The sequence below is a fragment of the Candidatus Taylorbacteria bacterium genome (assembly GCA_039934295.1).
Lineage (GTDB): Bacteria > Patescibacteriota > Minisyncoccia > Phycocordibacterales > HO2-43-120 > HO2-43-120.
Genome location: JBDTMN010000001.1, coordinates 13,166 through 28,806, shown reverse-complemented (window position 1 = coordinate 28,806; position 15,641 = coordinate 13,166). Strand labels below are relative to the sequence as shown.

The window sequence follows — 15,641 nt, the reverse complement described above, 5'->3', positions numbered from 1 at the left end:
ATTTATTTGCGCTTGAGGCGATACACTTTAAGAATTTCATCTACAGCCTTTTTTTCCTTGCTCTTTTTCATCTGGTGAACTACACATGTCCCTAAATGATTCTCCATGAGGGCATCCTCGATGCCGGAAAGAGCCTGCTTGACCGCGGATGTTTGAGTTATAACATCGATACAATATGCGTCTTCTTCGAGCATGGTCTGCAATCCCCTGACCTGACCTTCAACTATTTTGAGTCGTTTCATTGCCCTCTCTTTTATATCTTTTTTCATATAGAACAAGTATACCCCCTAGGGGTATTATCTGTCAACATGTAAGTCATGCTTTCAAATTAATTCCCTCTCTGTTTGTTCCAAAATTCTCGAAAACGCCCGCTTTGCTCATGCAATTCATTCAATATTTTCGAAGAAATTGCCTATAGTAGGCAAAGACCCTGCGGTAAGAATGGTCCATAAATCAGATGAAAAAATAATTTAGTTCATCTTGCCAGTAAGTCTCTCGTATCGGGTACGAATAAATTCTTCTATTGAATCATCTCCCGGAAAATCACACTCCTTCACCGGGTACAGTCTATTCGATGGAGTGCTCCCAATAAGAATGTAGTAGAGATAATATTTGTAAATATTGAGCCCACCGAGTCGAACCTTCATCTCATCAATATATTTCTTATTTAAATCAAAAAATAACACAGGTCCTTCGGCGTCCCTTACGACTTTGAGTTTATCTTTAACCTCTTCCCCCTTCTTAATAAACTCTGCTGGGATACCGTTCTCCACTTCTTCAACTGTGTTCTTATTTTTTTCTTCTGGAAAAATTTCAGTCATATATTTTGTGTAATAGAATTAAATCGTACTCCAGTTTCTAACACCGGCTCCCTAATTTTTTCATTTTGGCCTGCCATATTTTGTGGCGCTCATCATTAATGCCTTTCATCGGACCAACCTTGGTAACGCGCACGGGCGAGATGCCGGCGAAGCCCATGATTCCATTCTTTATTTCATTGCTAAAGTCGCCAAACAAAAGTCTCTCGATAAACGGATTCGCGTCCATGGTGATAATCACGTCCGCGCTCCGTCCCTTAAGAAGCCGCTGCCAGCCCGAATATCGGCCAGGAAGAAAATGGTAGGCAAACCCCGGAAGCCAGACGCGGTCAAAAAAACCTTTGAGGAGCGCGGGCATGGTGATAAACCAGTTTGGATAAAAAAGGGCGATATGGTCGGCCCACTTCCAAGCTTCCTGCGCCATTTTTAAGTCCGGCTCAAGCTCCTGAATAACTTTGTAGCCCTTGTGTAAAATCGGGTCAAATTTGAGGTCGCCCAAATTAATCCGCTTCACCTCATACCCGGCTTTTCGAGCACCCTCCTCATAGGCATCGGCAAAAGACCCGCAGAGCGTTTTCTCGTTGTTGGGATGACCAAGAAAGACGAGGACTTTTTTTGTCATAGGTATAAAGTTGATAGTCTATAGTTGTTAGTCTTTAGTAAGATTAAGGAGATAATTTTCTAATTCTTTTCGATTCTATAAACTATTGACTAACAACTATGGACTACCAACTAGTTCACTAATTTACGAAGCTCCTGTTCGTGTGTTTTCATCACCTCCATGCTTGCCGTCATTTGGTCCGCTCCTTTGTCCATTTTCTCTTTGATTTCTTTCGCAACTTTCATAAAAAGCTCCGGATTTTTGTTGAGCATCGCCATAATTTTCATCTGCTCTTCAGCGGGAACGTCTTTAAGCTTGGACTCCACCATTTTTTTCATCAGGAAATCTTTGAACATTTTATGACACCGCACCACCTTGACAAACACCCTTAGTAAATCAAGATGGTGTGGTATTAACGCATCATTTTTTTAAACTCCTCCACCATAGGTACTTGTTCCGGTTCGGCTCCATAATGGAGAGCGGTATAATATGCTGTCCAGTCGGCAAGAGTCAAGGAATTGAAGACCTTCTCAAAAGTGGCGCTACCGGCAAGAACCATCATAGTGACAGGCAATCCTCTTTTTTCGAAGAGTTCTCGACATATTTTCATGCGTTTCAAAATGTTCGGATGATCCGACGCGTCTTCGATGAAAAAAAAATGGAATTTCGACGAGAGCTCTTTTGTGGACGGAATGACGTCGAATCCGGTCATCTCGTTGTGATTGAGCTCGGGAAACACATTAAAAAATGCGGGAATTTTTCCTGTTTCATTAAATTTTATTTTCCAGTTGTAAGCAATCTCTTTGTTCGAATTGGACGTATAGATAACTGGCACTTTTCCTTCAAAGCTCAGAGCGAGCTCCTCTCCAGACTTTCGAAGGCTTTCTGGCTTTAAAATTCGAGAAAGTGAGGTGAGCTCATCGTTTAAAGCCTCCCGCCCCATCAATTTCACAAGCGACTTGAGCGCATATCCCAGGGCCATTCGGGGCTGAATACCGGTAGAGGGAATGACGATGTACGGAAGCTCATGTTTCTTTGCAAAATCGATAAGTTTTCCGCCGGTCGCTATCACCGCGATTTGAAGACCCTTCTCGAAGGCTTTTTCCGCAAAATCAAGAGTCTCTTCGGTATTGCCGGAATATGAAGAAGCGATGCAGAACCTCTCCTTTAGGTCAGCATCGAGAAGCCCTGGAAGACCATAGTCGCGATGAATAAAAATATCCATGCTGGGCTCTCTCATTTTGAGAAGCCCCACCGCCAAGTGCGACCCGCCCAAGCCACATACCAAAAATTTTCTGGCAAGCTTGAGAGACTCGGCATTTACAATTTCCGGCTCAAACGTAAACTGCTTTGCAAATTTTTGGATAGCTTCTTCCATCACGCGTAATTATATACCGCCCATTGGTTTTCGTATACCTCCCAAAGATGAAGGCATTTCACGAAACTCTCAACCCTAAAATACTTCATGACCAAATACTCAAAGCAAGAGAAGAACTTTTTCGTGGAGCAAAATTCACGAGAAGTAATATGATGTAAATGCTGATTTTCGGTAACACTTAATTATTGTCTAACAAGCCTCCATGTATAAGCCGCCCATCTTCGCATCTTTTCCTCCTCTTTTACTCCTCTTTTTTCCTTTCCTCCTCTTTTTAAAAACTACTCTTTTTCCCCGCCACTTTAAGCACGCTATAGCGTGCTTAAAGTGGCGGGGGAGTTTTTCCGCAAATATCAAAAAATTTCTAATTGCCACCCAACGCTAACTCCATGCTAACTCTGCGCTTCAGCGTAGAGTTAGCATTGGGTGGATTGCTAAAAAATTTATTTCTATCGCCCGATGCAAAAGAAAGAATTAATTTTTCTTGTCTAAAAGAATCACGCGAGCCGGAGCTCCTTCGAGCCCGATAAATTTGAGCGGAAGACAAAAAAGCTCGTACACCCCTTCTTCGACATCTTTGAGATTCAGCCCTTCGATAATGGGAATATTTTTTGAAAGAAGCGACGTATGGGGACGATGGTCCGAGCTCCCACGCTGTTTAATCGAAAGATAATCAATGCCGAAAAGTGCGATTCCAAGCTCTGCAAGATAATCCGCGGCATCTCCGTCAAGATACACGTAGTCTTCGCGGAAAACTTTGAAACCAATCAAAGAATTTTGTGTTTTTGCGAGAATGCGCTCACCCGCTTTTACCCCCTTCTTTTTAAGCTCCTGAATTTTAATCGCTCCCGCGGAACTCGTAAAATCCAATACTTTACACGGCCCGACCAATGTTTCAAGCGGAATCTGGTCAAGCGTCTTTGCACCCAGTATTGCGTGCGACGGAGCGTCGACGTGAGTGCCGGTGTGCGAGCCCATTGTGATTTTGGAGAGATGCGTCGCAGACCCAGGCATCGTCGCATGAGCCTCGACAGTAAGAGCGACATTCCCGGGGTAAATCAGGGTGTGTTTGTCCAATGGAAGTGAAATATCGATGATTTTCATAGAAATTCAAAGTTAAAATATCAGCTGGTTCACATAATCATTTGGCGTGGATGCTCCCCCGCTTTATATATCAAAAGCGGAATCTTCTGCCACTCTTTCCCTATTGGAGTTATGATTTTCCACTCTGTTTTAACTTCATCCGTCGAAGAAAAGAGGGTTTGGTCTCCGCGAATGCAATCAAAGAGCACTCGCTCGTATGCGTCGGGAATAAGATGGTTTTCCGAATCCGAATCCCGATAAGAAAACGAAAGCGATTGTGTATCGAGGCCAAACTCGAACCCCGGGCGCTTCGCCCAAAACAAAATCGAGATGCCTTCGTTCGGCTGAATTCGGAAGGTAAGAACATTTTCATGGCTGTGCTCTCCCCTGTTCGGCGGACAAATACAGACTTTCGGCTCTTTGAAATAAATAATGATTTCAGATTTTGACTCGGGAAGCTCCTTTCCAGCTTCAAGATAGATGGGCACGCCTTTCCATCGTTTGCTATTAATTTCCATTTTTAGCTTGAAATACGTCTCCGTCGTGGAGTCCGACGCGACTCCCTGCTCTTTCCTATACCCCTCATATTGAGCGCGAGAGGCATATGACTCTACCCTCCCTGCGAACGGGCGGACATCCTTCAAGACTTTGACACGGGCTTCGCGCACTGCTTCCCCGTCAAGCCTTCCCGGATTTTCCATGGCAACAAGGGCAAGCATGGAAAGAAGATGATTCTGCCCGACATCTCGAAGAGCGCCGAGGTTGTCATAAAAATTTCCCCGCTCCGCCACTTTGCCTCGGCCACTTTCCAAAAGTTTGATTTCCACTTTGTCAATATTGTCTCTGTTCCACAATGGCTCAAAAAGCCCGTTCGAAAAGCGGAAAGTCAGAATATTTTGAATTGTCTCCTTCGCCAAATAGTGGTCAATTCGGAAAATCTGCTCTTCCGAAAACAGTTTGCCCAAGAGCATATCGAGCTTCTCCGCTTCCATTTGGTCTCCACCGAAAGGTTTCTCCACAAGCACGCGGGACCAGGCCATTTTCTCTTCCGGCGTACCCGGAGCGCAAGGAATCGTGAGGCCCGAAGCAGAAAGATTTTCCAAAATTGGCCGATACAGCTCCGGAGCAGTTGCGAGATAAAAAAGCTTGTTCATACATACTCCCGCGTCGTGGTCTATTCCGCTTAAAATTTTCGACAAGCGAATATAAGTATCGAGCTCATGTATGTCTCCTTTTTCATAAGAAGCGAGGGAGACAAATGCCTCCAATGCATCTTTTGAATAGTCTGAATGTTTTGCAATCAAAAGCTCCTTAATCTGCATTCTAAACTCCTCATGCGAAAGCGCTTTTCGGGAAAAACCCACGATTCGTAAAGGCGAAGGCAGATGTCCCGCCTCAAAAAGGTCAAAAAGAGCATGCACGAGTTTTTGCCTGAACAGATTTCCTGTCGCCCCAAAAATAACTATGACTGTCGGACGAAAAGTGTCACTTTTCATAATGGAAGTTTATATTAAAAGTAAGCAGAATGCACGAGATGGGTGGCCTTATACAAAAAATTGCAATATGGTCAAAATAATGTAAAATCTCCTTGATACGCCCAGAATTCAATTAACTTTTTTTATTGGGCCCTTAGCTCATCTGGCTACCTGCCCGAACGATCGAATCTGTTCGGTCGGGCGGGGAGCACCTCATTTGCAATGTTTACAGTATATGTTCTAAAAGATAAGGATGGGAAATTTTACAAGGGTTATACCGGAAATTTACAAAGACGGTTAAATGAGCATAGATCGGGGCATACAATATCCACGAGAAAAATGAAAGAATTGTCTGTTGTGTATAAGGAAGAATATGCTACATTTGAAGAAGCGCGCGCTCGAGAAGTGTATTTCAAAAGTGCGGCTGGAAGAAGATTGTTAAAAAAGAAACTGGGCCCTTAGCTCATCTGGCTAGAGCGCCTCATTTGCAATGAGGAGGTGGCAGGTTCGAGTCCTGTAGGGTCCACAAAAGACAAAATATCTGCCCTGCGGAAGATTTATAGCTTTTGGAAAGCGCAGTGATGTTTTTGTTTGAAGCTTTGTGAAAGGCAAAAACCACGAGCTGGGGTCGAGAAAAATTTCCGTCAGGAAATTTATTCGTGACCACAATTGAGATTGCGGAAATCTCCGAGTGGCGGCGAGGAGATTATCTGTGACCACAATACGCAATCGCCAGCGTTTAGAACATGAAAAAATATCAAGACGTAAATTCATATATAGCGAGCTATCCCAAAGATGTACAGGTACTCCTTAAGCGTGTGCGAGCAACAATCAGAAAAGCTGCGCCGAAGACCGAGGAAGGCATTAGCTACGGGATGCCCGCATATAAACTAGGTGGTATTTCTCTTGTCTATTTTGCCGCATTCAAAAATCACATCGGGTTTTATGCAACTCCGAGAGGTCATGCGGAGTTTGCAAAGGAACTTTCAAAATACAAACAGGGCAAAGGTTCGGTACAATTTCCAATCAATAAATCGCTACCACTCGGTTTGATAAGTAAAATCGTAAAATTTAAAGTTAAAGAAAATATTAAAAAAGCACAGATTGAGAAAATGACCGTGTGCAGTCGAGGACATACATTTTATAAAAGTAGCAACTACCCTAAATGTCCAAAATGTTGGCCGGGGTATTATACGAGAAAATAACTAATCATAAAATAGTATGAAAATAACCCCCGAACACAATAAACGTATCGCACACGTGATTTTCGCCACGGTCTATCCTATGTATCTCGCGAAAGTGGAAAAGAAGGGCAGAACAAAAGCAGAGTTACATCAAGTCATTCTGTGGTTAACTGGCTTCGACAGCAAGAAGCTGAATGAACTAATAAAAGAAAAAGTAACTCTTGAAACATTTTTTGAACGTGCGTCACTCAACCCCAATGCGCGCCTCATCACTGGAGTAATTTGCGGGTATCGTGTGGAGGAAATTGAAAATAAGGTAACACAAAAAGTGCGGTATTTGGATAAGTTAGTAGATGAGTTGGCAAAGGGCAGGAAGATGGAGAAGATTTTAAGAAAATAATATGAGAAAAAACATTTTAAAAAGTATCGGTGCGGGTCTTGCGGGAATTGTTGTCGGCGCAAGTTTATCATTCGGTACTGACTTTATACTTGAAAATTTTGGAATACTTCCGCACGGAAATCTTTATGTATCCACAGGGCTTATTTGGGTGGTTCTCATCTATCGCAGTGCGTATAACGTGCTCGGATTCTATCTTGTCGCCAGACTTGCACCAAACTATCCAATGAGACACGCACTTGTGCTCGGTGTCATTGGTACTCTGGTCAGTGTCGTCGGTGCAGTAGCCACCGCAAACATGAACTTGGGTCCTACTTGGTATGCCTGGACACTTGCGTTCCTTACCATGCCTGCCGCATGGCTTGGTGGGAAGTTAAATGAGCGGAGCATGAAGCAGTAAGTCTCCTATAGCACAACCCAAAAAAATCGCCAAAAAATTACGCGCCCAAGCGAGAGTTATGCACTGTCACAAGTTGACGGATGATAAATTAGTTATATAATTAAAAAAGAATAAAAGTTCCTTCAAAAAAAGGTTTTTGAGTTTGGGTGAAAGTCCGTAATTGTAAACTGGCATTGTGTCATGTTGATTATAGGCTGTCAGACCAAATTCAAAAAAGGAAAAAACGTATGAAGAGATCCGTTCGCAGTTCTTTTGTTGCAAGCACCCAGTCGCTCATTGGAGCCGTACTGGCTTTGTGGATGGGTGTGGGATGCGCCACCTCATCAAAGACGCCCCAAAAAGGCACCTCCCATCAACAGCCGTCTGCAGAGAGCTCCCATGGTTTCGCCCTGGAAGCTCCGTCTGCAGTTTCTGTGCTGCCACCCCTAACATTCGGGGTGAATCCGCGCTCGACACATTCGTTAGTGCCTCTCGCGGATGCAGAAAGGATGGCCGCGGCTATCTCGCCCATCACGCCACGTGCGCAGGTAACACTTCCGCCGATGCAAACTGTCACTTTGGCTTGGAGTCTGAGTCCTAGCGAGGAGGTGATTGGCTATGCCATCTATTACGGCGATGTTGCGGGCGTCATAACGAATGTAATTGATGTGGGCCCTGTGCTCACGACTACCATTCCGTTTCTACAAGCGGGAATCACTTATCACTTCTTCGCAACAGCCTACACCATCGACGGAATCGAGAGCTTACCCTCGAACGTGGTCACATATAACGTGCCCACAACACTAGGTCTGTTCGAATTTGCATCCTATGGAATTGAGCTTGATGGCAATCCAGGAACCAATCTCTTTTACTACTGGATGCCACAGACAGACATTCTCCGTATTCGTATCCAATTCAAAGGAGGCTGGGTCAACGCCGGGAAGACTTTCGTTTTGAAGGTAAGCGGAAACGTGGGAGCCCCAGACGAAAGCTGGACAGAGAAAGCAGCCATCACAATTCCTCCCGAAGGGTTGACTCACCGGTCAGAGGCTTATTATGACCGTCCTATGGAAGGGCTACCTTTTGATGCGACAAACAGTCCGTATGGGTTTGTGGCGCGACTGGAGCAAACCGAGGCAACGACTATCACGAGTGTGACTTTGCCGGATACGAATTCGCCGATAAACCTCAATTTATTGTTTCAAGGCCTGGACCTTCGGGGTCCCCGAGCTCGCCTCCTTCACAGCCATTTGCAGAAATTCCCTGGAATTTCGTCATTCGAGGAAGTGGAGCGGGAATATATTCCGTTCGAGCGAATCCCGATCTGGATTCGCCTCGAGAAAACTGGAGCGATACCATTTTCTCCTTCCCATTGGTCTACGGGGTTAACGATACGAATAACCCTTTCTTGGCACAACCGTTTGTGGCTTTCATCCACACTTTGGAAAAGCCAGTAGGTCCACAACGGTTCTTTCAGTCCGTTTTTTCACCCCTCGTCGTTCCGTAGAGCAGTCCACGGGTGGTGTTTATGTAGAATATCGTCTAACGAGGTCACAATTCGTTGTGACCTTTTTTTCAAATTCTTTCAATATGAGGGCGGGATAAACCGTATTGAGGAGCGAAATTGGCTTACTGGAATTATTAAATTGAATACTATATAATTACCGCACTTAATAAAATTATAAAATAATAGAAACAAATATGGAAAACGAACAACAAAATATGGAGAGTGGAAAGAAAGGAAAAATGAAGAAGAGCACTAAAACAATTATTATCATCGTCATCATTGTTATTCTCGTAATCATTTTCTCGATTGTCATGAGACAATCCTCTGCCGCGGCCACAGTCGACGGCGCCTCAATCAGCAAATCGAGCGTTTCTCAAAGACTCGAGACACAGTACGGAAAGCAGGTTCTGGATTCATTCGTAGCCGAAAAATTAATTCAGGAAGAAGCGAACAAAAGGGGCATAAAGATTACCGCAGAAGCAGTTGACGGGGAACTCGCTAAAATAAAATCGCAAGTCGAGTCTCAAGGCGGAAAGTTCGATGATGCCTTGAAAATGCAGGGAATCAGCGTAGATGAATTAAAAAAGCAGATTAACCTACAAATGAGTCTCGCGGAAATCCTTAAAGATAAAATTCAGGTAACCGACCTTGAAGTAGCCACGTACGTCAAGGACAATAAAATTACGATTCCCGACGGAAAAGACGCAGAAGTAATGGCTCAAGTTAAATTCGAGATAAGCCAGCAGAAGTTAGGAAGCGAGGTTACAGCTTGGTTGAGCGACGCCAAGGCGAAAGCGAAGATACAGTATTTCGTCAACTATTAAATCCCCTATTCGATAAAAACAGTCCGCCTAAGGCGGACTGTTTTTTATTACTTTCATTACCTATTTTCTCTGGAAGCTTGCAGATTACTTCTCTCTTGCCTACAATAAAAAGAATAAATCGAGACTCAAGATTCTCCTTATGGACGATTAGCTCAGCTGGTTAGAGCGTGCGATTCACATTCGCAAGGTCAGAGGTTCGACCCCTCTATCGTCCACAAAGCGTTAAGGAAATCTTCCCTGCGGAAGATTTGTAGCTTTTGGAAAGCGCAGTGATGTTTTTGTTTGAAGCTTTGTGAAAGGCAAAAACCACGAGCTGGGGTCGAGAAAAATTTCCGTCAGGAAATTTATTCGTGACCACACTATTTTTTCTCCAACGCCAGCATAATCAAATGATCTAAAAATTCCGGCAGGTTACTCCCAACTGCGTGCAGGGCTTTTGGGAAAAGCGACTCCTCGGTGAGACCCGGAAGCGTGTTTGTTTCCAAAATATAAATTCCTCTTCTTGGAGTAACGATAAAATCAGACCGAGAGTAGTGCCGAAGCCCGAGCGCCTTGTGAGCCTTGACCGCAAGCTCCGCAATGAGAGCTGTTTCTTCTCTCCCGAAATTACCCGGACAAATCTCCTTGCTTCCTCCGCCATATTTCGCCTGATAATCAAAAAATTTCGATTCTGATGGCTTCACAATTTCTATCGGAAGCAAAGCGGAGACGGGCATCCCCCGCCAATTTTCTATGACACCACAGGTCGCTTCTCTGCCGGGAATAAATTCTTCAATCAATGCTTTGTCCGAATACTTCAGAGCTTCTTTGAGCGCTCGCCCGAGGTCTGCGATAGAGTACGCAATGTTCACGCCCACTGAAGAACCTGTCCCAGCTGGCTTCACGATAGAAGGGTGAGGAAATGTTTTAAAAATTTCAATCACTCTTCCCGGCCGGTCTTCTCCTCTTTGAACCACAAGATGAAGCGGAGTTTTCAAGCCGTTATTCAAAAACCACTCCTTGGCAAGCACTTTGTTCATGGCGATTGCGGAGGCAAACGCCCCCGATCCCGTGAAAGGAATGCTGTGGGCTTCCAAGAGTTGCTGGACTTTTCCGTCCTCGCCATACTCTCCGTGGAGCGCATTAAACACGACGTCAACATGCGGAAAAATTTCATGGGGTTCCCTTCGAACTCCCGCCATGTGCCACACGCCGTCTTTGGTGATTAAAATATCTTGGGTCTGAAATTTGCCCGGCATGTTTTTAAGCACGCTTCCGCCTGTTTTGAGAGAAACGTCATATTCGGAAGACGGTCCTCCGCGAAGTACTCCGACTCGGATTTTTGACATAAGATAACTATAACATATAACTTATAACTGAATAACCAATGACCAATAACCAAAGAAATGATATTCTGGTTATTCAGTCATGTGGTTATCTGTTACATTATTCAGTCATTCAGTTATACGTTATCAGTTATCGGTTACTTAGTTCCGTACTTTCTCAAAAAATCATCTTTAAACTCGTTAAAATTTCCGTCGAGAATCGCGCTCCGCATTTTGCTTACGAGCCCAACGATAAAATAAAGATTATGAATCGATGCCAGCGTATTCGCTAAAATTTCTTTTGCTCGAAAAAGATGCGCGACATACGCCTTCGTAAAATTCTGACATGTATAACATCCGCAGTTTCTATCAATTTTAGAAAAATCCGAGCGAAATTTAGCATTTAAAATATTGATTCTTCCCCGCGCGGTGTAGAGTGTCCCGTTCCGCGCCATTCTCGTTGGCGCGACACAATCAAAGAGGTCGCACCCGTTTTCTACCGCTCCAAATAAATCATGAGGCTCCCCAATGCCCAGGAGATGGCGTGGCTTTTCTTCAGGCAGTATCTTATTCACCCACGCCACTGCAGAATGTATATCTTTTTTTTCAAACGACCCGCCAATGCCAAAACCGTCAAATTCCATTCCCCCGATGAATTTCGCGCTCGCCTTACGCAAATCTTCAAATCTTCCTCCTTGCACGATTCCAAACAACGCCTGATTCTTTCCTGTCCGAGTAAGTCTGCGTTCAGTCTGCGTCTGTCCGCGTGTTCGCTTATGTTCCATAAGCGAACGATCCGCCCATCGGTGAGTCCTCTCGAGCGCCGATTTTTGATACTCATAGGAAGCCAGAGGCGAGACACACTCGTCAAACGCAAAAATAATATCCGCGCCGATTGCCCGCTGAATCTCGATGGATTTTTCTGGCGAAAAAAAGTGCCTGCTCCCGTCAATGACCGAACGGAACTCGACTCCCTCGTCGGTAATTTTTGCCATTGGCATTTCATCCTTTTCCTCTTTTAACACGCGAGCTTTCTCGAGAATTCCGCGAGGCAAAGGGTTGGGCGAATTTTTAATTTTGGAAATTTTCTGCCCATATGCCACCCCCAGAGAAAAGGCCTGAAATCCTCCTGAATCGGTCATCGTGGGACCCTGCCAATTCATAAAGTCATGGAGCCCTCCGGCCTTGGACACAATTTTTTCACCCGGCTGAAGATACAGATGATAGGTGTTCGCAAGCACAATTTGCGTACCCACCGATGCCACCTGCTCTGGAGTCAACGACTTGACCGTTGCCTTCGTCCCCACAACCACAAACGCGGGAGTCTCGACTGTGCCGTGAGGAGTCGTAAGCACGCCCGCTCGGCCGAGTTTTCTGGGGATTTTTTTCTCAATCTTAAATTGAATAGCTGACATAGTTATTAATTTATAACATATAACTTGTAAATTGTCCTAAACCCGTTCAGGTCGGACTAGGGCAACGCAGAAAAATGAGACTTTATTTTCAAACGCTACATGTTACAAGTTACAAGTTACATGCTACAATACCCGAACAATGACTACAGAAGATAAAAATAAAAAGAGAGCAGACGCTCCTGAAACCGTTCCTTCGACCAAGCCTATGACTGCAGAAGAAATTGAGCTGGACGAAAAAAAGAGCCTCGCGCTTATTGCCGAAGAGTTCAAAAACGGTTTTGATTTTATAAAGAAATACGAAAAATCGGTGAGCGTGTTCGGGTCGTCCCGTTTTTCGAATGAGAGCGAACACGCAGAGGACGCTCGGATGCTTGCCGGCAGAATCGTCCGCGAGCTCGGATACGCGGTACTAACTGGAGGAGGTCCCGGAATAATGGAATTTGCCAACCAAGGCGCAAAAGAAGCGGGGGGGGAGTCGCTGGGACTTACCATCAAGCTCCCGAAGGAACAGGGGTCCAATTCATATCTCACCGATAATGTGGGCTTCTATTATTTTTTCACCAGAAAGACAATTATGCTCTTCGCAGCTGAAGCGTTTATTTTTTTCCCCGGAGGCTACGGCACGCTCGATGAATTCTTCGATATTATAACCTTAGTGCAGACAGGTAAAATTCCGAAAGTGCCAATTATCCTTGTCGGCTCCGATTTCTGGATTCCTCTCCAAGATTTTATAAAAAAGAATATGGTGGATACACACCAATCGATCAGTGCCTCTGACATGGATCTCTTTAAAATAATAGACGACCAAGACGAAATCATCGAGCTTATCCGCAAATCCCCCGTCGCGAACTGGTGGAAAAATTTCGAGTTGGATTAATTTTTTTGAATCCGGAGCAGGAAATTCAGTCTGGCCATTAATGAAGCTTCGGAGTTACGATTTTTTTGAATAAATGGTTGAGGTGCCAAACTTAAGACTTTCTATTTTTTCCTTATATATTGCAATTGACTCGTGAGCTTTGACACGTTCTCCTCCCCCCTTCCTGAAAGCCTCGACAATTTCCATCAAACCTGACAGGAATGCGTTACAAATGAGGCGTCCACGAGAAAGTATGTTTCCTGACTTTTCTTCATAAGATGAAACGATGTATTCAAAATAACTTGGGTAGTCTCGGATATAACGGGAAAATTCTTTGGCCATTTCACCATATTCGGCATTCCCGAAATCAATAACCCCTGAGATTTTCTTGTTTTTAATTATGATATTCTCGTGGTGTGAATCATTATGAATAAACTGAAAAACTGTTTTATCAAATGTCTGGTCAAAAATCGCTCTTGCGTGTTTAGCCAAATTTTTTAATTCATCGGGCACATCAATACTAGACAGAATGGTGTTATATTCTTTCTCAACTTCTGGATGAAGACTCGGGGATTCATCAATTTTTATTCTTAGTGACTTTGCTTCATCCTTATTGACCTTTTTACCGATTTCCGCGTGAAAATTTCCTAAAGTCGCGCAAATGCTGAACCTCTCCTCTTCCGAAAGAGATTTCCACACGTCTATCATCAAATCACCTTCAAGATACTCATATCCATACATGAGAGGATTTTCTGAAACAAAAACAACGTGTGGAGTAGGGAGCGATAAATTCAAATCAAATAATTTCCTAGCGACACCTGCCTCGATAGGTAAACTATTTTGTGGTTGAACCTCTCGCTTCTCTCTTTCTTGTTTAACAATATACTTGTGCCCATCCCGAGTCTCAACAGAATAGGCATTGTTACAAGAACCCGTTCCTTTCAATATAAAAACTGCAACCTCGTTGCCAAGAAGTTCCTGAATCTTTAGTCTAAGCTCATTTTGGCTTAATTCCATACCTTTTTGACCACACATTCAAAATAATTTATTGCAGATGTTTGTTAATAAATGCTCGGCCGGAACCAGACTTTAAATATTTTTCAAATTCAAAAGCCTGATATTTATTTGGGGTTGCAAAATAGAAATCTAATTTAACAGGAAGACGACTGGCTGTAGCTGGAACCTGACCTTTCTCATGTCTTTTCAATCTGCTTTTTAGATCAACTGTGCAACCTAAATAATATCCATCCTTACACTTTAAACTGTAAATATAGTGCGCTGCATTATACAGTGGGTTAAGAGATGCCTCCCCGCTTTCGCTCTTCTTCGTGCGGGCTTTGCCACGCCGAAGCCGAGCTTCAGCGAGGCGAAGCCCAGCTTTCGCTCTTCTTCGTGCGGGCTTTGCCACGCCGTAGCCGAGCTTCAGCGAGGCGAAGGCGGGCCCACCAGGAATTGAACCTGGGACTTTCGTTTTGGAGACGAAAATTTTACCGCTAAACTATAGGCCCATTGAATCAGTTTATAGCTACAAGCTTATAGGAAAAAGCTGAATAAGAAAAGGTGTTGATGCACCCTTCATTAAACAACTCTTCAAGCTAACACCTGACAGCTAATAGCTAACAGCTATTTTTTCCCTTCCTTATGCTCCGTCCTCTTTCGGCACGTATTACAATACTTTTTAAGCTCGATTTTTCTCGTGACGAGCTTCTTGTTTTTACTGCTCCAGTAGTTAGTGCTTTTGCAGATTTTGCAGACTAGTTTTATTAAGCGTTCTTGCGACATGAATGATTTTCTTATATACGGAGTTCCCTTTTTTTACCCCATTTCCAATAATTTTGTTTTGACACTATAGCTTATATTCTCCAATAACACAATCTTGCCGATTCCGATAGCTTGTTTATTTAGATGCCCCAATCGCCACATATTAAACATGCTTTTGCCTTATTCCACCTTTCGTGCGAATGGTAGAATGTATCGGCCTGAAATTTATCAAATTACTTTGTTCATAATGTTGACAATAGGCACTCAATAACTTTGTTTTGGGGCGATTGCAATCGATACCAGACTTCCGTGCTTCGTTGCTCTTTATCTACAAGATCAACAGCAGAGAGAACCCCCAAGTGTTTCGATGTAGCCCTGATTGACAGCTTGATTGAGTAAGCTATCTTTCCAACAGAACCCTCTTTTTCTTTTTTCAAATAAGCTAACATCGCCAACCGCCTTCGATTTGCGACGGCCTTTAGAATTCGTTCCGATTTTTTAAAATTTTCTTTATCCATTTTTTTATAGGTAATTATCATCTTTATAATTATATAAAATTACGTTCTCTACGTTCTGCGTTCTACGTTCTCATTATAGCACTATCCTACCATATTCCACCATTCGCACGAATAAGGTATATACCGAACTTGAATTGTATCTGT

Annotated in this window: 20 protein-coding genes and 3 tRNA genes; 9 read left to right on the top strand and 14 right to left on the bottom strand. The window is 43.7% G+C overall.

What is annotated here, in order from left to right; all coding sequences use genetic code 11:
* Positions 1-2: 2 nt before the first annotated feature.
* From ABI430_00175 to zwf, 7 genes are all read right to left on the bottom strand, one after another.
* Positions 3-269, bottom strand: a complete 267-nt coding sequence (locus ABI430_00175) for a metal-sensitive transcriptional regulator (GenBank protein MEO8637303.1) — start codon at positions 267-269, stop codon at positions 3-5.
* Positions 270-470: 201 nt separating this feature from the next.
* Positions 471-821 carry a hypothetical protein gene (locus ABI430_00170; protein MEO8637302.1) on the bottom strand — a complete coding sequence of 117 codons (351 nt, stop codon included), beginning with the start codon at positions 819-821 and terminating at the stop codon, positions 471-473.
* Between the two features lie 37 nt (positions 822-858).
* Positions 859-1,440 carry an NAD(P)H-dependent oxidoreductase gene (locus ABI430_00165; GenBank protein MEO8637301.1) on the bottom strand — a complete coding sequence of 194 codons (582 nt, stop codon included), beginning with the start codon at positions 1,438-1,440 and terminating at the stop codon, positions 859-861.
* A gap of 110 nt (positions 1,441-1,550) precedes the next feature.
* Positions 1,551-1,757, bottom strand: a complete 207-nt coding sequence (locus ABI430_00160) for a hypothetical protein (protein MEO8637300.1) — start codon at positions 1,755-1,757, stop codon at positions 1,551-1,553.
* 74 nt (positions 1,758-1,831) lie between these two features.
* Complete coding sequence (locus tag ABI430_00155) at positions 1,832-2,797, bottom strand: SIS domain-containing protein (protein ID MEO8637299.1); 966 nt, start codon at positions 2,795-2,797, stop codon at positions 1,832-1,834.
* A gap of 471 nt (positions 2,798-3,268) precedes the next feature.
* On the bottom strand, positions 3,269-3,898 hold the full coding sequence (locus ABI430_00150; GenBank protein MEO8637298.1) for a cyclase family protein: 630 nt from the start codon (positions 3,896-3,898) through the stop codon (positions 3,269-3,271).
* A 29-nt stretch (positions 3,899-3,927) separates the two neighbouring features.
* On the bottom strand, positions 3,928-5,373 hold the full coding sequence (gene zwf, locus ABI430_00145) for a glucose-6-phosphate dehydrogenase (protein ID MEO8637297.1): 1,446 nt from the start codon (positions 5,371-5,373) through the stop codon (positions 3,928-3,930).
* Between the two features lie 201 nt (positions 5,374-5,574).
* Between zwf and ABI430_00140 the strand changes: the two genes are divergently transcribed.
* The 8 genes from ABI430_00140 to ABI430_00105 all read left to right on the top strand — a co-directional run bounded on the left by ABI430_00140 (position 5,575) and on the right by ABI430_00105 (position 9,858).
* Positions 5,575-5,814 (top strand): GIY-YIG nuclease family protein, encoded by a 240-nt coding sequence (locus ABI430_00140; protein ID MEO8637296.1) that lies wholly within the window; start codon positions 5,575-5,577, stop codon positions 5,812-5,814.
* A tRNA-Ala gene (locus tag ABI430_00135) sits at positions 5,805-5,878 on the top strand. Before ABI430_00140 ends, ABI430_00135 begins: the two co-directional genes overlap by 10 nt.
* A gap of 220 nt (positions 5,879-6,098) precedes the next feature.
* The gene (locus ABI430_00130) at positions 6,099-6,557 is read left to right on the top strand and encodes a DUF1801 domain-containing protein (protein ID MEO8637295.1); all 459 of its coding nucleotides are present in this window, start codon (positions 6,099-6,101) and stop codon (positions 6,555-6,557) included.
* Positions 6,558-6,573: 16 nt separating this feature from the next.
* On the top strand, positions 6,574-6,936 hold the full coding sequence (locus tag ABI430_00125; protein ID MEO8637294.1) for a DUF2200 domain-containing protein: 363 nt from the start codon (positions 6,574-6,576) through the stop codon (positions 6,934-6,936).
* A 1-nt stretch (position 6,937) separates the two neighbouring features.
* Positions 6,938-7,333, top strand: a complete 396-nt coding sequence (locus tag ABI430_00120; protein ID MEO8637293.1) for a hypothetical protein — start codon at positions 6,938-6,940, stop codon at positions 7,331-7,333.
* Between the two features lie 227 nt (positions 7,334-7,560).
* Positions 7,561-8,769, top strand: a complete 1,209-nt coding sequence (locus tag ABI430_00115; GenBank protein ID MEO8637292.1) for a fibronectin type III domain-containing protein — start codon at positions 7,561-7,563, stop codon at positions 8,767-8,769.
* 244 nt (positions 8,770-9,013) lie between these two features.
* Entirely contained in the window at positions 9,014-9,643 is a 630-nt protein-coding gene (locus ABI430_00110) for a SurA N-terminal domain-containing protein (GenBank protein MEO8637291.1), read from the top strand.
* A gap of 141 nt (positions 9,644-9,784) precedes the next feature.
* A tRNA-Val gene (locus tag ABI430_00105) sits at positions 9,785-9,858 on the top strand.
* Between the two features lie 144 nt (positions 9,859-10,002).
* On the opposite strand, the gene ABI430_00100 is transcribed toward ABI430_00105, so the two are convergent.
* Both ABI430_00100 and tgt read right to left on the bottom strand, forming a co-directional pair.
* Entirely contained in the window at positions 10,003-10,971 is a 969-nt protein-coding gene (locus ABI430_00100; GenBank protein ID MEO8637290.1) for a D-alanine--D-alanine ligase family protein, read from the bottom strand.
* Positions 10,972-11,105: 134 nt separating this feature from the next.
* Positions 11,106-12,362 (bottom strand): tRNA guanosine(34) transglycosylase Tgt, encoded by a 1,257-nt coding sequence (gene tgt / locus ABI430_00095; protein ID MEO8637289.1) that lies wholly within the window; start codon positions 12,360-12,362, stop codon positions 11,106-11,108.
* A gap of 139 nt (positions 12,363-12,501) precedes the next feature.
* Between tgt and ABI430_00090 the strand changes: the two genes are divergently transcribed.
* Positions 12,502-13,239 carry a TIGR00730 family Rossman fold protein gene (locus ABI430_00090; protein ID MEO8637288.1) on the top strand — a complete coding sequence of 246 codons (738 nt, stop codon included), beginning with the start codon at positions 12,502-12,504 and terminating at the stop codon, positions 13,237-13,239.
* A gap of 54 nt (positions 13,240-13,293) precedes the next feature.
* Here ABI430_00090 and ABI430_00085 read toward each other — a convergent pair whose 3' ends face one another.
* The 5 genes from ABI430_00085 to ABI430_00065 all read right to left on the bottom strand — a co-directional run bounded on the left by ABI430_00085 (position 13,294) and on the right by ABI430_00065 (position 15,497).
* A complete protein-coding gene (locus ABI430_00085; GenBank protein ID MEO8637287.1) occupies positions 13,294-14,235 on the bottom strand; it encodes a phosphotransferase in 942 nt (313 codons plus the stop codon).
* A 28-nt stretch (positions 14,236-14,263) separates the two neighbouring features.
* Positions 14,264-14,626, bottom strand: a complete 363-nt coding sequence (locus tag ABI430_00080; GenBank protein MEO8637286.1) for a GIY-YIG nuclease family protein — start codon at positions 14,624-14,626, stop codon at positions 14,264-14,266.
* A gap of 29 nt (positions 14,627-14,655) precedes the next feature.
* A tRNA-Trp gene (locus ABI430_00075) sits at positions 14,656-14,726 on the bottom strand.
* Between the two features lie 115 nt (positions 14,727-14,841).
* Positions 14,842-15,000, bottom strand: a complete 159-nt coding sequence (gene rpmG, locus ABI430_00070; protein ID MEO8637285.1) for a 50S ribosomal protein L33 — start codon at positions 14,998-15,000, stop codon at positions 14,842-14,844.
* Between the two features lie 221 nt (positions 15,001-15,221).
* Positions 15,222-15,497 carry a metalloregulator ArsR/SmtB family transcription factor gene (locus tag ABI430_00065; GenBank protein ID MEO8637284.1) on the bottom strand — a complete coding sequence of 92 codons (276 nt, stop codon included), beginning with the start codon at positions 15,495-15,497 and terminating at the stop codon, positions 15,222-15,224.
* Positions 15,498-15,641 lie beyond the last annotated feature (144 nt).

What these genes read in the sequence shown, in the direction of transcription:
- ABI430_00150 (MEO8637298.1), bottom strand. Translation starts at nt 3,898, where the DNA reads ATGAAAATCATCGATATTTCACTTCCATTGGACAAACACACCCTGATT.
- tgt (MEO8637289.1), bottom strand. Translation starts at nt 12,362, where the DNA reads ATGTCAGCTATTCAATTTAAGATTGAGAAAAAAATCCCCAGAAAACTC.
- ABI430_00155 (MEO8637299.1), bottom strand. Translation starts at nt 2,797, where the DNA reads ATGGAAGAAGCTATCCAAAAATTTGCAAAGCAGTTTACGTTTGAGCCG.
- ABI430_00065 (MEO8637284.1), bottom strand. Translation starts at nt 15,497, where the DNA reads ATGGATAAAGAAAATTTTAAAAAATCGGAACGAATTCTAAAGGCCGTC.
- zwf (MEO8637297.1), bottom strand. Translation starts at nt 5,373, where the DNA reads ATGAAAAGTGACACTTTTCGTCCGACAGTCATAGTTATTTTTGGGGCG.
- ABI430_00115 (MEO8637292.1), top strand. Translation starts at nt 7,561, where the DNA reads ATGAAGAGATCCGTTCGCAGTTCTTTTGTTGCAAGCACCCAGTCGCTC.
- rpmG (MEO8637285.1), bottom strand. Translation starts at nt 15,000, where the DNA reads ATGTCGCAAGAACGCTTAATAAAACTAGTCTGCAAAATCTGCAAAAGC.
- ABI430_00140 (MEO8637296.1), top strand. Translation starts at nt 5,575, where the DNA reads ATGTTTACAGTATATGTTCTAAAAGATAAGGATGGGAAATTTTACAAG.
- ABI430_00160 (MEO8637300.1), bottom strand. Translation starts at nt 1,757, where the DNA reads ATGAAAAAAATGGTGGAGTCCAAGCTTAAAGACGTTCCCGCTGAAGAG.
- ABI430_00120 (MEO8637293.1), top strand. Translation starts at nt 6,938, where the DNA reads ATGAGAAAAAACATTTTAAAAAGTATCGGTGCGGGTCTTGCGGGAATT.
- ABI430_00125 (MEO8637294.1), top strand. Translation starts at nt 6,574, where the DNA reads ATGAAAATAACCCCCGAACACAATAAACGTATCGCACACGTGATTTTC.
- ABI430_00130 (MEO8637295.1), top strand. Translation starts at nt 6,099, where the DNA reads ATGAAAAAATATCAAGACGTAAATTCATATATAGCGAGCTATCCCAAA.
- ABI430_00165 (MEO8637301.1), bottom strand. Translation starts at nt 1,440, where the DNA reads ATGACAAAAAAAGTCCTCGTCTTTCTTGGTCATCCCAACAACGAGAAA.
- ABI430_00110 (MEO8637291.1), top strand. Translation starts at nt 9,014, where the DNA reads ATGGAAAACGAACAACAAAATATGGAGAGTGGAAAGAAAGGAAAAATG.
- ABI430_00100 (MEO8637290.1), bottom strand. Translation starts at nt 10,971, where the DNA reads ATGTCAAAAATCCGAGTCGGAGTACTTCGCGGAGGACCGTCTTCCGAA.
- ABI430_00090 (MEO8637288.1), top strand. Translation starts at nt 12,502, where the DNA reads ATGACTACAGAAGATAAAAATAAAAAGAGAGCAGACGCTCCTGAAACC.
- ABI430_00170 (MEO8637302.1), bottom strand. Translation starts at nt 821, where the DNA reads ATGACTGAAATTTTTCCAGAAGAAAAAAATAAGAACACAGTTGAAGAA.
- ABI430_00175 (MEO8637303.1), bottom strand. Translation starts at nt 269, where the DNA reads ATGAAAAAAGATATAAAAGAGAGGGCAATGAAACGACTCAAAATAGTT.
- ABI430_00085 (MEO8637287.1), bottom strand. Translation starts at nt 14,235, where the DNA reads ATGGAATTAAGCCAAAATGAGCTTAGACTAAAGATTCAGGAACTTCTT.